Origin of the sequence: Amycolatopsis sp. cmx-11-32 (assembly GCF_047608695.1) — a bacterium.
Classification (GTDB): domain Bacteria; phylum Actinomycetota; class Actinomycetes; order Mycobacteriales; family Pseudonocardiaceae; genus Amycolatopsis.
In genome coordinates, this window is sequence record NZ_JADNQN010000007.1 from 302,287 (window position 1) to 317,360 (window position 15,074).

The following is a 15,074-nucleotide window of genomic DNA, read 5'->3' on the forward strand; positions in this document are numbered from 1 at the left end:
CGATGATCGCCCGCGAGAAGCGGGCTGACCCGGTACTCGCTCACGTGAGATCACTCGGCACGATTTGGCCGCTCGGGGCTTGACGGCAAGGTGGACCAAGGCTTAACTCAAGCTCTGAAATAAGAGTCCACGCCTCCCACTACCTCCTGCTGGCACACGGCCTCGGCGTGCAGGCGATCAGCGCGAACGCCGCCGAGCCCGCCGACATCGGCCTGGTGGTCAACCTCAGCGGCATCGAGCCCGCGTCGGACTCCATCGAGGACGTCGAGGCGGCGGCCCGGATGGACGGGCACGTCAACTGCTGGTGGCTCGACCCGTCGAACGGCCGCGGCTATCCGGCGGACATGATCGGGGGTCTACGGCGTCGAGCCGCCCGTGGTCGGGGACGACCTCGGGGTGATCTCGGCTCCGGTCGGCTACCACGGGCTGAACTACTACTTCCGCCCGTCGTCGAGGACGCCCCGAACGGTCCCGTGCCGCGCGCCCGGCAGGTGCCGGTCGAGGGGGCCGCCACCACCGCGATGGGCTGGAGATCCACGGGGAGGGGCTGGCGGACCTGATCCACCGGCTCGCCAACGAGTACGGCGCCCGGGCCATCTACGTCACCGAAAGCGGCGCCGCCTTCGACGACAAGGTCGCGCAGGACGGCTCGATCGATGACACCGACCGCATCGCCTACCTGGAAGAACACCTGAGCGCGGTGGCCGGGGCCGCCGAAGCCGGCGCTCCGGTGAAGGGATACTTCGCCTGGTCGCTGCTCGACAACTTCGAGTGGGACAGCGGGCTGAGCAAGCGGTTCGGGCTCGTCCGGGTCGACTACGACACCTAGCTCCGCACGGTCAAGGCGAGTGGCCACCGGTACGCCGAGATCATCGCGGAGCACCACGGCCGCAGGGGCTCGTGAGTGGTAAGGACGGGCGTCTGCCTGCCCGCCGGCTTCGAGCCACGCTCAGATACGTCGGGGCGGGCCAGGTGTCGCGAAAGCCACTTTCGCGACGTCTGATGTCCCGAAAGTGGCTTTCGCGACACAGCAGGCACTCTTGGTCCTGACCGCCCCAAGCCGTTCGTGCGGGCGGATGGATCCGACGGCGCGGATTCGTCGCCCGCTACGAACGGACGTCCCGTGAAACCTCCTAGGGTCGCCATGAACGAGGCGATCTAGGAGGCGAAGCATGCGGACACTCTTGCGTGGCGGCCGTGTCATCGATCCGGCGACAGGGTTCGACGGCACGGCCGACGTGCTGGTATCCGGTGGGAAGGTGACCGCGGTGGGGGAGGGGCTGCCCGCGCGGCCCGGCGACACGGAGATCGACGTCTCCGGGCTCGTCGTCGGACCGGGTTTCATCGATCTGCACAGTCACGTGCACACCATCGCGGGCCAGCGGCTGCAGGCGATGGACGGCGTCACCACCGCGCTCGATCTCGAAGCCGGGCTGATGCCGATCGAGCGTGCGTACGCCGAGGCCGCCGCGGCCGGACGTCCGCTGCACTACGGATTTTCCGCATCGTGGGGTTCCGCCAGGGCACAGGTGCTCGCCGGGATCGAGCCCGACGCCAACATCGACAGCGGTCTCGCGGTGCTCGGGAACCCTGCCTGGCAAAGGTCTTCGTCGCCCGTCGAACTGAAGGCGTGGCTGTCCCTTGTGGAGGGTGAGCTGGCCGCGGGCGCGCTCGGCGTCGGTGTGCTGCTCGGTTACGCGCCTCTGACGGACCCCGGTGAGTTCGTGGCTCTCGCCCGGCTCGCCAAGGAAGCCGGGGCACCGACCTACACGCACGTCCGGGAACTGGTCGAAGTGGACCCCGCGACGCCCGTCGACGGCTCTGAGGAGATCGCGATCGTCGCGGCCGAGACCGGCGCCGCGATGCACCACTGCCATGTGAACAGCACGTCCGGGCACCAGATCGATCGGGTGCTCGCCGCGCTGGAGACGAGCCGTTCGGCCGGGTCGAGGGTGACCGTGGAGGCCTATCCGTACGGCGCGGGCAGCACGGGAATCGGCGCTGCCTTCCTGTCGCCCGAGCGACTGAAGATGAAGGGACTCTCGCCGTCCAGCGTGATCATGCTGGAGTCGGGTGAGCGGATCGCCGACGAGGGACGCCTGCTACAGGTGCGTGCCGAGGAACCGGGTGCGCCGTGCATTCTGGAGTTCCTCGACGAGGGCAACCCCCGCGATCTCGAACTGCTGCGTCAGGCGCTCGTGTTCCCCGACGCCATCGTCGCCAGCGACGCCCTGCCCGTGTACTGGAAGGACGGCACCAGCGAGAGCACCGAATGGCCGCTGCCGCCCGGTGGTGCGACGCATCCGCGTACGGCCGGGACGTACGCCAAGACATTGCGCCTCATGGTGCGGGAAAGCAAGGCGTGGACCTGGCTGGAGGCGTTCCGGCGCTGCTCCTACTTGCCCGCGCGCGTCCTCGACGAGGTCGCCCCTGCCGCGCGGGCCAAGGGCAGGCTCGAGGTCGGAGCCGACGCCGACATCGTCGTGATCGACCCCAACGTCATCACCGACGCGGCGACCTACTTCGACCCGATCAGGCCATCCGTCGGCGTCCGGCACCTGTTCGTTTCGGGCGTTGCGGTGGTCACCGACGGAAACCTGCGCACCGACGCCTTCCCCGGCGAGCCGCTGCGGGGTGAGCCGCGATGAGCGAACTGCTCGAAGACATCGAGACCCTGATCCGGTGTGAGTCCCCGTCTTCGGATCACGACGCCGTCGCTCGCAGCGCCGAGGTGGTCGCGAGCGTCGGCCGGAGACTGCTCGGCGTGGAACCGGAGCGGATCGTCGTAGCCGGCGTCACCCATCTGCGCTGGCGGTTCGGCGACGGACCCTCTCGTGTGCTGCTCCTGGGTCACCACGACACGGTGTGGCCCCACGGTTCACTGGAGACTCACCCGTTCACCGTGCGGGAAGGTGTGTTGCGCGGCCCTGGCTGCTTCGACATGAAGGCAGGGGTCGTGATGGCGCTTCACGCCGCCGCAACGGTTCCCGACCGTGCCGGACTGTCCATTTTGGTCACTGGCGACGAAGAGATCGGCTCGCCGTCTTCCCGCGCCCTGATCGAAGAGACGGCGGCGGGCTGCGACGCGGCGTTCGTGCTGGAGGCCTCGGCAGACGGCGGCGCGCTGAAATGCCGCCGCAAAGGTGTCTCCCAGTATCGGATCGAGGTCATCGGCCGCGCCTCGCACGCCGGGCTCGAACCGGAGAAGGGGATCAACGCGGGGATCGAGATCGCGCACCAGGTCATCGCGGCCGCCGCGATCGCCGATCCGGAAGCCGGTACGAGCGTGACACCGACGGTCGTCTCGGCGGGAACGACGGTGAACACCGTCCCGGCGGCCGCGAGCGTGGCTGTCGACGTCCGCGTGTGGAACGAGGCCGAGCAACTGCGGGTCGACCGGGCCATGCGGGATCTCCGGCCGGTACTGGACGGTGCGGAGGTCCGCGTCACCGGTGGGATCAACCGGCCGCCACTGGAAGAAGGCTCCTCGGCGGACTTGTTCGCGCTGGCTCGGGAATTGGCGGGCGAACTCGGCCTCGGTGAACTGATCTCCGCGTCGGTCGGCGGTGCCTCGGACGGCAACTACACCGCGGGAATGGGTATTCCCACCCTCGACGGCCTCGGTGCCGTCGGCGGCGGGGCACACGCGGATCACGAACACGTCGTCGTCGCGGAATTGCCGCGTCGCACCGCGTTGCTGGCCGCGCTCGTGGAAAACGTCCTCGCGAAGCGGGGTCCGTCCGGCGCGACGAATCCCGCCGGCGAATCTGGTACGGCACGACAGTGACTCGGCCGCCGAGCCGGGAAAGGATTGTCCCGTGACGAATCTCGCGACGAACACGGAGAGCCTGGCTTCCCAGGAGGTGCGTGACGAAGCCGTCGCCGCCGCGCGGGCCGCGGCCGTGGCTTCGGGCGTCGAAATCCGCGAACTCACCGAAATCGCCGATCTGGCAGCGGTGGTCGGCCTGTTCGAGTCGATCTGGAAGTTCGCGCCCGGCGCCCGGCCGGTGAGCACGGAACTGCTCCGGGCGATGTCCACGGCCGGGAACTACGTCGCGGGGGCGTTCGATCACGGCGAACTCCTGGGTGCCTGCTTCGGTTTCTTCGGCAACCCGGGAAAGGCGAGCCTGCACAGCCACATCGCCGGGGTCGCCGACGCCGGCGCGGGCCGGGGGATCGGTGCCGCGCTCAAACTGCACCAGCGCGGCTGGGCGCTGCTCCAGGACGTCTCGCTGATCACCTGGACCTTCGACCCGCTGGTGCGGCGCAACGCCTACTTCAACCTGGGGAAGCTCGGCGCGCGGCCCATCGGTTACCTGCCCGACTTCTACGGTCCGATGGAGGACGGCATCAACGGCTCTGGCGACACCGACCGGCTGATGATCGGCTGGGACCTGACGAGCCCGGACGTCCGCGCCGCCGCCGCTGGTGAACCGGTCCTGATCGACGCGGGAGCGCTGAACGCGGCGAAGGCACTTTCGGTCGACTCCGACGGCGGTCCGGTCATCGGGTCCGCCGACACACCTACCGTGCTCGTCGCCGTCCCTCCGGACGTCGAACGGTTACGCCGCACCGATCCCGGTCGCGGCAACGCGTGGCGTGTCGCCCTGCGCGAAGTCCTCGGCGGACTGATGGCGGACAACGCCAAGGTCGCCGGTTTCGATCGTGCCGGCTGGTACGTGATCTCGAAGGAGCAGTCGTGAAACTCAGCGGTGTGGAACTGCGCCGGGTCCGGATGCCGCTCGTGGCCCCGTTCCGGACGTCGTTCGGGACGCAGGCGGAACGGGAGCTGCTGCTCGTCCGCGCGGTGACCCCGGCGGGCGAGGGCTGGGGCGAATGCGTCGCGATGGAGGCGCCGCTCTACTCGTCGGAGTACAACGACGCAGCCGAGCACGTATTGCGGAACCATCTGATCCCGGCGCTGCTGGCCGCCGGCGACGTGACCGCGTACAAGGTGACGCCGCTGCTGGCGAAGTTCAAGGGCCACCGGATGGCGAAGGCCGCGCTGGAGATGGCGGTCCTCGACGCCGAACTCCGCGCGCACGAACGGTCCTTCGCGGCGGAACTCGGGTCCACTCGTGACTCCGTCGCCTGCGGGGTCTCGGTCGGGATCATGGACTCGATCCCGCAGTTGCTCGACGTCGTCGGTGGCTACCTCGACGAGGGCTACGTCCGCATCAAGCTGAAGATCGAACCAGGCTGGGACGTCGAACCCGTGCGTCGGGTGCGGGAACGCTTCGGTGGCGACGTGCTGCTGCAGGTCGACGCGAACACCGCGTACACCCTCGGTGACGCGCCGCTGCTGGCCAGGCTCGACCCGTTCGAACTCCTGCTGATCGAGCAGCCGCTCGAAGAGGAGGACGTCCTCGGCCACGCCGAACTGGCCAAGCGGATCCGGACGCCGATCTGCCTCGACGAGTCGATCGTGTCCGCCAGGGCCGCCGCCGACGCGATCAAGCTCGGTGCCTGCCAGATCGTCAACATCAAACCGGGCAGGGTGGGCGGCTACCTCGAAGCCCGCCGCGTGCACGACGTCTGCGCGGCGCACGGGGTCGCGGTGTGGTGCGGCGGGATGATCGAGACCGGTCTCGGCCGGGCGGCGAACGTCGCGCTCGCGTCGCTGCCCGGGTTCACGCTCCCGGGTGACACGTCGGCGTCCGGCCGGTTCTACCGCACGGACATCACCGAACCGTTCGTGCTGGAGTCCGGACATCTCCCGGTGCCGACCGGGCCCGGTCTGGGCGTCACGCCGATCCCGCATCTGCTGGACGAGGTCACTACGGCGAAAGCGTGGATCGCTTCGTAGCGCGCTACGAATTCCGGGGTTAGATTTGGTCGGATCGGACCATTCGGTTCGGTGAGGCCGGGTTTAACTTCGGGGGGTGCTGACACCGGTGCCCAGCAAGCCACAGATGAGTTTGGGGCGCGTCCTCGAGGACCTCGGGGGCGTGCTCCTGGAGCCGGTCGCGGTCGGCCGGACCACCCGCAAGCAGCTCGGCGGGGTGGTCATCCACGATCGGCACGACGAGTCGGAATTTCCCGCCTCCGCCGTCGTGCTCGGCGTCGGGGTACGGGAGCCCGACGAGATCGTCCGCCTCTTGCACGACGTGGGTGCGAGCGGCGCGGCGGCGCTCGTCGTCCGGTCTCCCGTCACCTCGACGCCGGAACTCAGGCGCGCCGTGGACTCGTCCGGGGTCGCCCTGCTCGGGCTCGCACGCGGCGCCTCCTGGGCCCAGCTCGCCGCCATGCTCAGGACGGTGCTCGCCGAGGGAGACGTCGGAGAGGTCTCACCGCAGACCCTCGGGGGAATGCCGTCCGGTGACCTCTTCGCACTGGCCAACGCGGTGGCGGCGCTGCTGGACGCGCCGGTGACCATTGAGGACCGCAGCAACCGGATTCTCGCGTTCTCCGGGCGCCAGGACGAAGCGGATCCTTCCCGGGTCGAGACCATCCTCGGCCGTCAGGTGCCGGAGCGGTTCGCCCGCGGCCTGGAACGGGACGGCGTCTTCGAGAGGCTGTACCGCGACCACACGCCTGTCTATGTCGATCCGCAGCGCTACGACGACAACGAGATCGCGATCCCGCGCGTGGCGCTCGCCGTCCGCGCCGGCGACGAAGTGCTCGGTTCGATCTGGGCGGTGGTCCGTGAACCGCTCAGCGAGGAGCGGACCCAGGCGTTCATCGACGCCGCCAAGCTGGTCGCGTTGCATATGCTCCGGCTGCGCGCGGGCGCCGACGTCGAACGGCGGCTGCGGGCGGACCTGGTGAGCACGGCGCTCGAAGGCGGTACCGGGGCACCGGAGGCCATCGCCCGGCTCGGCCTGCTCGGCCAGCCGTCGATCGTGCTCGCCATGGGCCTGCTCGGCGCGCCCGCCCCGGACGACGATCTCCGCCTGGTCGCGGAACGCCAGCGGGTCGCCGACGCGCTGGCCATGCACCTCAGTGCCGTCCAGCCGCGTTCGGCCGTCGCTCTGGTGGGCGACGTCGCCTACGGCATCGTCCCGATGCCTGGCAGTCACACCGACTGCCAGGAGCGCTCGGTGCGGGTCGCGTCGACCTTCCTGGAGCGCACCGGGCGCCGGGCGGCGGCCGCGATCGGCATCGGACCGCTCGCACTCGACGGCTCCGGCCTGCGCGCTTCGCGTGACGGCGCCGACCGGGCGTTGCGCGTACTGCTCACCAACGCCCGCGCGAAACGCGTCGCTACCGTGGAAGACGTCCACGTCGACGCGCTCATGCTGGAACTGGCCGATCTCGCCGCGGCCAGAGGGGACGTCGCGACAGGACCTGTCGCGCGGCTTCTCGCCTACGACGCGCAGCATCAATCACAACTGGTGCACACCCTCCGGTGCTGGCTGGACGCCTTCGGTGACATCGGTGCCGCGTCCGCCGCGGCTTACGTCCACCCGAACACCTTCCGCTACCGGTTGCGGCGCCTCGCCGAAGTCGGCGAAATCGACCTCGACGACGCGGGGGAGCGGTTCGCCGCCATGCTGCAACTACGGCTGCTGCCCCGTGACACGCGGACCGGGGCGTCCGCCGAGGAGTCCTGACCAGCGGCTGGTTTGGTCGCTCCGCCCCGAAAGAGCCTCGGATGTTCGTGTGATCGCACGAACTCTGCTCGCCAATCGCTGTTCAGAATGAGTGATCGGCGCCACTGCAGCGCCGTTCTCCTTCTCTCCCAACGTTTCCGCGGAGGTGCCATGACGGCAGTGGTCAAAGAAGACACCTGGACAGCGCGGCGGATCAACCGGACGGCGCTCATCACCATGGTGGTGATGGTCTTCGCCTGGGCGGTCGACTACATCGACCGGTTCTCGATCGGGATGGCGCTGCCGATGATCGGCGCCGAATTCGAGCTCAGCAAGACCGAACAGGGCTGGCTCGTGACCGTGTTCGCGCTGGTCTACATGGTCTGCCAGATCCCGGCGGGTTTCCTCGCCGACAGGTACGGCTCTCGCGGGCCGATGCTGGTGACACTGCTGCTCTGGTCGGCGTTCACCGCGATGACCGGGATGGCGGGCACCTTCGGCATGTTGCTGGTCGTCCGCGGCCTTTTCGGCGTGTGCCAGGGACTTTTCCCGGCAGCCTCGTTCAAGGCGATCGCCGAACGGACCACCCCCGGCAACCGTGCGACGGTGACCGGTGTGATGCTGTCCGCCGGCGGGATCGGCGCGGGGCTGGCGCCGTTGATCGTCGGACCGCTGCTGATGGCGATCGGCTGGCGGCACACGTTCTTCTGGATGGCGGGGATCGGCGCGATCATCGGCGTGATCGTCTGGACGCTCTTGCCGAAAGCGCTTCCCGTGGAGCTGAGCAGTCTTCCGCGTGACGAGGCGGCGGGGCCCGCGGTCTCGCGCAAACAGGTGCTGAAGTCCTTCGTGGTCTGGAAGTTCACCCTGCTGTTCTGCGTCACCAACATGCTGAACTACGGCCTGATCACCTGGGTGCCGAGCTACCTGCTCGAGGCGCGGGGACTGACGCTGAACCAGACCGGCGTACTCGCGGCGATCCCGATGCTGGTCAGCATCGTCACGACCATCCTCGGCGGCTGGCTGTTCGATCGCTACTTCCACGATCACGGCCGCTGGTACCTGAGTTCGATCGCGATGGCGACCGTGGTGCTGCTGATCCTGATGGTGATGGCGGACAGCACGGCGGAGTTCACTCTCTACGAGACGCTCGCCCTCGCGGTCTTCGGCATGGCGACGATGGCCGTCTTCGGCCTGCCGTTGCGCGTGCTGCCCACGGAGGTCACCGGGATCGGCATGGGCGTGATGAACTTCGGCGGCCAGGTGGCGGGCGCGGTCGCCCCGGTGGCGATGGGCTGGCTCGCCGACGCCTTCTCCTACACCGCCGCGTTCGGTTTCCTCATCGGCACCACCTTCCTCGCCGCGGTGATGGCGTTCTGGGTGCCGCAGACCCCCGCGCAGTTCACCTTCCCCGAAGCGAGTCCTAAGTAGACAGAAGCGCGACGGTGGCGTGGTGCTCGCCGTGGGTCGTGAGTGGCGATTCGGGCTTTCGCGACACCCAGATCAGCACCCGGGCGAGCACCTGAGACGCCACCTCGCCTTACCCCTCGTCAGAACGCGAATCGCCCCTCACGACCCACCGCGCCCGAACACGAGACCTTTGCTTTGCCGCTCCCACTCAGACAGGAGTCTCATGCCCACCGCGTCCGAAGTCATCGAAACGATTAACGACCGCGCCGAAGAGGTAGGCGTCCGCGTCCGGCTGCACGCGGCAGAGATCGACGGCACCCGGCGGATCGGCGTCGACGAACACACACCCGTGGTCACGGCGTCGGTCTTCAAGGTCCCGATCGCGCTGGAACTGGCGCGGCAGGCCGCGGACGACGGGCTCGACCTCGGCGAGCGGATCACCGTCCCGCCGGGGCATCCCACGCCGAGCCCGTACGGTCTGGCCACCTTCCGGCACGAGATCACAATGTCCTGGTACGACCTCGCGATCCTGATGATCGGGATCAGCGACAACGTCGCGACCGACCTGGTCCTCACCCGTGTCGGCAAGGAAGCGACGGAGAAAACGTTGCGGCGCCTTGGTTTCGAGCACACCACCGTCCCACAGGACTGCGGAGAGGTGCTCGACAGCATCGGCGAAGACCTCGGAATGTCGTACGAAGACGACGAAAGACTGCTGACGGAGCTCCCGATGGAGCGGATCGCCGGGTTGCGCGCGCTGCAACCGGCGCTTACCTGCGCCACGACCGCCGAGGAGATCACCCGGCTGCTCGGGCTGATCTGGCGTGACGAGGCGGCTTCGCCCACCGCGTGCGCGGACGTCCGGCGCTGGCTGGAACTCCAGGTGTGGCCGCACCGACTGCGGTCGGGGTTCCCGGACGACGGGATCCGCGTCAGCGGCAAGACCGGGACCCTGCCGTCGGTGCGCAACGAGGTCGGCGTGGTCGAGTACCCGGATGGGGGCCGTTACGCGGTAGGGATCTTCACCGACGCCGTCGACGCGCGGTCGCGAGTGCCGGAACGGGACGCGTTCATCGGCTTCGCCGCCGCACGGGCGGTGGAATGGCTCAGGCTTCCCGAGGCCGGGAGCGAATGATTCGTCCGCCCGGATGAATTTTCCCGTCGCTCTCGTCGTTCCGCACGAACCGGTGACGCCCGTCACCGTCCTAGCATTCCGGGAACTGCCGGTCCACCCTTTCCACGGACGAGGATGCCCATGTCGAAACTTTCCGAAATCGATGCCTGGCTCGAACAGAACCTTCCCGCCCTGCTGGCCGAACACCAGGTGCCCGGCGCGGCCGTCGCCGTCTTCGCGAACGGCGAGGTGATCGACCACGCGGCCGGGGTGCTGAACAAGGGGACCGGCGTCGAGTCCACAGTGGATTCCGTCTTCCAGATCGGCTCGATCACCAAGGTGTGGACGACCACCCTCGCGATGCAGCTGGTCGACGAGGGCAGGCTGGATCTCGACAAGCCGGTCCGCGACTACCTTCCGGAGTTCGTCCTCTCCGACGACGACGCGGCGTCGCGGATCACCGTCCGGCAGCTGACCTGTCACACGTCCGGGTTCGAAGGTGACATCTTCACCGACACCGGACAGGGGGACGACTGCGTGGCGAAGCTCGTGGCGACGCTGTCCGACGTCCCCCAGTTGTTCCAGCCGGGGGAGATGTTCTCCTACAACAACGCCGGTTACTGCGTGCTCGGCAGGATCGTCGAGGTCCTGCGCGGGAAGTCCTACGACGACTGCCTTCGCGAGCACCTCTTCGCGCCGCTCGGGCTGACTCACGCCGCCGCCGGACCGTATGACGCCATCCGGTACCGCGCCGCGATCGGCCACGTCCAGCCGACGCCGGACGACGAACCGGTCGCCGCACCCGTCTGGGCGCTGACCCGCTCGAACGTCCCCGCCGGTTCGCATCTCGCGATGCGCCCGCGTGACCTGCTCACCTTCGCGCGCATGCACCTGAACGAAGGCCGCGCGGACGACGGCACCCAGGTGATCGAGCCCGAAACCGCGCGCGCCATGTGGGAGCGCCAGGTGGAACTGCCCTACCTCGGCCTGATGGGCGGGGCGTGGGGACTCGGCTGGATGATCTTCGACTGGGACGGCGGCCCGGTGATCGGCCACGACGGCGGCACCATCGGCCAGTCGGCGTTCCTGCGGGTGGTGCCGGGCAGCAACGTCGCGGTGGCGCTGCTGACCAACGGCGGCAAGCCGCTGCACCTCTACCTGGACATCTTCCGGAAGGTGCTGGGCGACCTGGCTGGTGTCGAAGTCCCGCCGCTGCCCGAACCCGACGCCGCCGAGGCTCCGGCCGACGCGTCCCGGTTCGTGGGTGAGTACTCGTCGCAGGTGGCGGACATCGTCGTCAGCCAGGACGACGAAGGCGCTCTGTGGCTGGAGCGCACGCCGAAGGGGATCTTCGCCGATCTCGGCACTGGACCGGAGAAAAGCAGGCTGCTCGGCTACAAAGGCGACACCCTGGTCGTCGAGCACGATGGACTGGGCTTGCACATGCCGCACGCGTTCGTCGGTGACGACGGCGACGGGCGCGCGCTGTACGTCCATACCGGACGCGCCGACCGGCGGGTGAGCCGGTGACGGCGATCGCCGAGGAGATCGAAGCGGTCTTCGCAAAGGCAGGCGCACGCGGTTTCGTACACGCCCGCGAGGTCGGCGTACCCGACGGTCCCGAGGTCGGTGTCGGCGCGGACGACCTGGTCGTGCTGGCGTCGGTGTTCAAGATCCCGGTGGCGGTCGCCTTCGCCCGTGAGGTGGCCGCGGGCAGGCTCGACGAGACCGAGCGGACCCGCGTCACCGCGCGCTACCGGATCGGCGGGGTCGGCACCGCCGGTTGCGCCGACGACGTCGAGATGAGCTGGCGGGACCTCGCGCATTTCATGCTGACGATGAGCGACAACGCCGCGACCGACCTGATCTACCACCGGGTCGGACAGGAGGCCGTCGACCAGGTGCCGGCCGATCTCGGACTCACCAGGACACGGCTGATCGGCTGCTGTGAGGACCTGTTCGCGTCCGTCCTCGCCGACCTCGGCGCGAAACCCGGCGACGATCTGGAAGCGGTCTTCGCCGGCGCCAGCGAGGAACAGCTGTGGAAGCTCTCGGTGGTCGACCCGGAACGCACCACGTCGTCGACCCCGCGTGAGATCACCACACTGCTCGACGCGATCTGGACCGACCGCGCGGGCGACCCGGCCGCCTGCGAACGGGTGCGGACGATCATGGCCCAGCAGATCTGGCCGCACCGGATCTCGTCCGGTTTCCCGGCAGGCGTGGCGATCGCGGCCAAGACCGGGACCCTGCCCGCCGTCCGTAACGAAGCGGGGGTGGTGACCCAGGTGGACGGCCGCCGGTACGCCGTCGCGGTGTTCACCCGCGCCGACTCCCTCGCCGACCGCCTGCCCGCGGTCGATTCCGCCATCGGTGAGGCCGCCCGCCTCGCCGTCGAACACCTTCGTGCGCAGACCGCGACCCCGTAGGAGAACCCCATGAAGAAAGCCCGGCTCACCGCCGCTATCGCGAGCGTGGTGGCCTTGACCGTGAGCGCGTGCGGGGGGACGTCGCAATCCGGGGAGGACCGGACCGCGAACCAGAAACTGACCGAAGGCAAGACCTTCACCATGGCGATCGGCACGGATCCGGGAGCGCTCGACCCGGCGATGACCGTGCTGTCGACCGCCCTCGAGATCGGCCGCTTCCTGTACGACAGCCTGATCAACCTCGACGAGACGGGCAAGCCGATCGCGGGTCTCGCCGAGAAGTGGGAGGCCACCACGACCACGGCCACCTTTACCCTGCGGAACGGGATCACCTGCGACGACGGCACTCCGCTGACCGCGAGTGACGTGGTGGCGAACATCGACTTCGTCGGCGATCCCGCCAACAAGTCCCCCATGTCGGGGCTCACGGTCGCGCCGGGAACCAAGGCGACCGCCGACGACGCGGCGCGGACGATCACCCTCGCCAGCGGGGCGCCGGACGCCTTCCTGCTCCGGAACGTGGGCAACCTGCCGATCGTCTGCGGCAAGGGCGTGACCGACCGGGTGACGCTGGCCAAAGGCCGTTACGGCACCGGCATGTTCACCATGACCGAGGCCGTGCCGAACGATCACTACACCCTCACCCGGCGCAAGGACTACGCGTGGGGACCGGGTGACTGGAAGAAGGACCAGCCGGGCCTGCCGGAGAAGGTGACCTTCCGGGTCATCCAGAACATGACGACCGCGGCGAACCTGCTGCTGTCCGGTGAACTCAACGCCGGCCGGATCACCGGTCAGGATCAGCAACGGCTGCGTGCCCAGAAGCTGTACCACGGAGACCAGGTCGTGCCGATGGGCGAGATCTGGTTCAACCAGGCGCCCGGCCGGGCGGGCGGTGACCAGGCCGTCCGCCGCGCGCTGATGCAGGCACTCGATCTGGCGCAGATCGGCAAGGTGCTCACCAGTGGTGCCGGAGCGCCGAGCCAGGGCATGGTCACCACCGAACCCAGGGCCTGTGCCGGCGATTCGGTGAACGGCAAGCTGCCCGCGTTCGACGTCGCCGCTGCCAAGTCCGCTCTCGACGCGGCCGGCTGGGCACCGGGACCGGACGGCGTGCGCGTCAAGGACGGCAAGCGCCTCGCCCTCAACGCCATCTACGGCACTCAACTCGGGCCGACGATGGCGCCGTCCGCCGAACTGATGCAGCAGTCCTGGAAGGCCGTCGGCGCGGAGGTCACACTCAAAGGTGTCGACAGCCCGGGAACCAATCAGGTGCTCTTCACCACCGGCGAGTGGGACATCTCGCTGGCACCAGTCACCTTGCTGCTGCCGAGTCAGGTCGTGCCGTTCGTCTCGGGGCCGAAACCACCCGCCGGCACGAACTTCGCGCACATCGAGAACGAGCGGTACACGACGCAGGCCGTCGAGGCGGCGAAGTTGCCGGGTAATTCGGGCTGCGCGACCTGGCTCGCGGCGGAAACGGCGCTCATCGAGCGGCTCGACGTCGTGCCCTTTGTCAACTCGGTCATCCCGACCTTCGGCAGCAACGCGCGATTCAAGGTCAACTTCGGTTCGATCGAGCCGTCGAGTGTCCGGATGTACAGCTGATGACGGTCGCACTCGCCCCGGCCGGGTTGCGGGGCAGTCCCTGGCTCTCGTTCGCCGTCCGCCGTCTCGGCCGGTTCGCGGTTTCGCTGTGGGTCTTGGTCACCACGGCGTTCCTGATGATCCAGCTGATCCCCGGCGACCCGGTCCGGGCGGCGCTCGGCCTGACCGCGCCGGTGGACCTGGTGAACGCGCGGCGGGAGGCCCTCGGCCTCAACGATCCGCTGTGGCTGCAGTACGTCCACTACCTCGGCGGGCTGTTCACCGGTGACTTCGGGACGTCGATGACGAGTGGGCAGCCGGTCTCCGAGGTGATCGGCGACCGGCTGCCCGCCACCCTGCAACTGGCGTTGCCTGCCTTCGCGGTGGTCATCGTGGTCGCGATCCCCCTGGGCGTCCTGTTCGCCGTGCTGACCCGCGGCGGCAGGCGGCGGGGCAGTGAACTGGCGTTCACCTCGACGAGTGTGCTGCTCGCGGCCATTCCCGAGTTCCTGGTGGCTGTCGCGCTGGTCGCGTTCTTCGCGGTCCAGCTCGGCTGGTTCCCGGTCGCCGGAAGCGACGGCGCGAGTTCGTTCGTGCTCCCGATGATCGCGCTGGCGCTCGGCCCGGCCTCCGTGCTGGCCCGTATCGTGCGGGTGGAGACGCTTTCGGTGCTGAGCAACGACTTCATCCGCACCGCGCGGGCGAAACGGTTGCCCGCACGGCTGGTCTACCTCCGGCACGCGCTGCCGAACGCGCTGACCGCGACGCTGACCATGGGCGGGCTGATGCTGACCGGGATGGTCGCCGGGACGGTGCTGGTGGAGAACGTGTTCGCCTGGCCGGGTCTCGGTTCGACCATCGCGCAGTCGATCCTGCAGAAGGACTATCCGCTGGTGCAGGGGATCGTGCTCATCTACGGCATCGGAGTGCTGCTGGTGAATCTGACGGTGGACGTGCTGCTGGCCGTCCTCGATCCGCGTTCGACGATCCGGGAGACCTGAA

The 15,074-nt window shown here is 68.9% G+C and carries 13 protein-coding genes; all 13 read left to right on the forward strand.

The features are described 5' to 3' along the window. Positions 1-167 precede the first annotated feature (167 nt). Positions 168-560 carry a family 1 glycosylhydrolase gene (locus ACM6LR_RS23265; RefSeq protein WP_414941274.1) on the forward strand — a complete coding sequence of 131 codons (393 nt, stop codon included), beginning with the start codon at positions 168-170 and terminating at the stop codon, positions 558-560. Beyond that, positions 560-829 carry a family 1 glycosylhydrolase gene (locus ACM6LR_RS23270; RefSeq protein WP_414944499.1) on the forward strand — a complete coding sequence of 90 codons (270 nt, stop codon included), beginning with the start codon at positions 560-562 and terminating at the stop codon, positions 827-829. Before ACM6LR_RS23265 ends, ACM6LR_RS23270 begins: the two co-directional genes overlap by 1 nt. A 343-nt stretch (positions 830-1,172) precedes the next feature. Further along, on the forward strand, positions 1,173-2,648 hold the full coding sequence (locus ACM6LR_RS23275) for an amidohydrolase family protein (RefSeq protein ID WP_414944480.1): 1,476 nt from the start codon (positions 1,173-1,175) through the stop codon (positions 2,646-2,648). Continuing rightward, positions 2,645-3,787: a M20 family metallopeptidase gene (locus tag ACM6LR_RS23280; RefSeq protein WP_414941272.1), complete on the forward strand. Its 1,143-nt coding sequence runs from the start codon at positions 2,645-2,647 to the stop codon at positions 3,785-3,787. The genes ACM6LR_RS23275 and ACM6LR_RS23280 overlap by 4 nt, the downstream gene beginning before the upstream one ends. A gap of 31 nt (positions 3,788-3,818) precedes the next feature. Continuing rightward, positions 3,819-4,703, forward strand: coding sequence for a GNAT family N-acetyltransferase (locus ACM6LR_RS23285; protein WP_414941271.1), 885 nt, complete (start codon positions 3,819-3,821; stop codon positions 4,701-4,703). Then, the gene (gene menC, locus ACM6LR_RS23290; RefSeq protein ID WP_414941270.1) at positions 4,700-5,806 is read left to right on the forward strand and encodes an o-succinylbenzoate synthase; all 1,107 of its coding nucleotides are present in this window, start codon (positions 4,700-4,702) and stop codon (positions 5,804-5,806) included. Before ACM6LR_RS23285 ends, menC begins: the two co-directional genes overlap by 4 nt. A gap of 106 nt (positions 5,807-5,912) precedes the next feature. Further along, positions 5,913-7,553 (forward strand): PucR family transcriptional regulator, encoded by a 1,641-nt coding sequence (locus ACM6LR_RS23295; RefSeq protein WP_414941269.1) that lies wholly within the window; start codon positions 5,913-5,915, stop codon positions 7,551-7,553. A gap of 150 nt (positions 7,554-7,703) precedes the next feature. After that, positions 7,704-8,963: an MFS transporter gene (locus tag ACM6LR_RS23300; RefSeq protein ID WP_414941268.1), complete on the forward strand. Its 1,260-nt coding sequence runs from the start codon at positions 7,704-7,706 to the stop codon at positions 8,961-8,963. A gap of 202 nt (positions 8,964-9,165) precedes the next feature. Then, complete coding sequence (locus tag ACM6LR_RS23305) at positions 9,166-10,077, forward strand: serine hydrolase (protein WP_414941267.1); 912 nt, start codon at positions 9,166-9,168, stop codon at positions 10,075-10,077. A 120-nt stretch (positions 10,078-10,197) separates the two neighbouring features. Then, a complete protein-coding gene (locus ACM6LR_RS23310) occupies positions 10,198-11,586 on the forward strand; it encodes a serine hydrolase domain-containing protein (protein WP_414941266.1) in 1,389 nt (462 codons plus the stop codon). Continuing rightward, on the forward strand, positions 11,583-12,485 hold the full coding sequence (locus ACM6LR_RS23315; protein WP_414941265.1) for a serine hydrolase: 903 nt from the start codon (positions 11,583-11,585) through the stop codon (positions 12,483-12,485). The genes ACM6LR_RS23310 and ACM6LR_RS23315 overlap by 4 nt, the downstream gene beginning before the upstream one ends. 9 nt (positions 12,486-12,494) lie before the next feature. Next, positions 12,495-14,093 carry an ABC transporter substrate-binding protein gene (locus ACM6LR_RS23320; protein WP_414941264.1) on the forward strand — a complete coding sequence of 533 codons (1,599 nt, stop codon included), beginning with the start codon at positions 12,495-12,497 and terminating at the stop codon, positions 14,091-14,093. Then, the gene (locus ACM6LR_RS23325; RefSeq protein ID WP_414941263.1) at positions 14,093-15,073 is read left to right on the forward strand and encodes an ABC transporter permease; all 981 of its coding nucleotides are present in this window, start codon (positions 14,093-14,095) and stop codon (positions 15,071-15,073) included. Before ACM6LR_RS23320 ends, ACM6LR_RS23325 begins: the two co-directional genes overlap by 1 nt. Position 15,074: the final 1 nt, after the last annotated feature.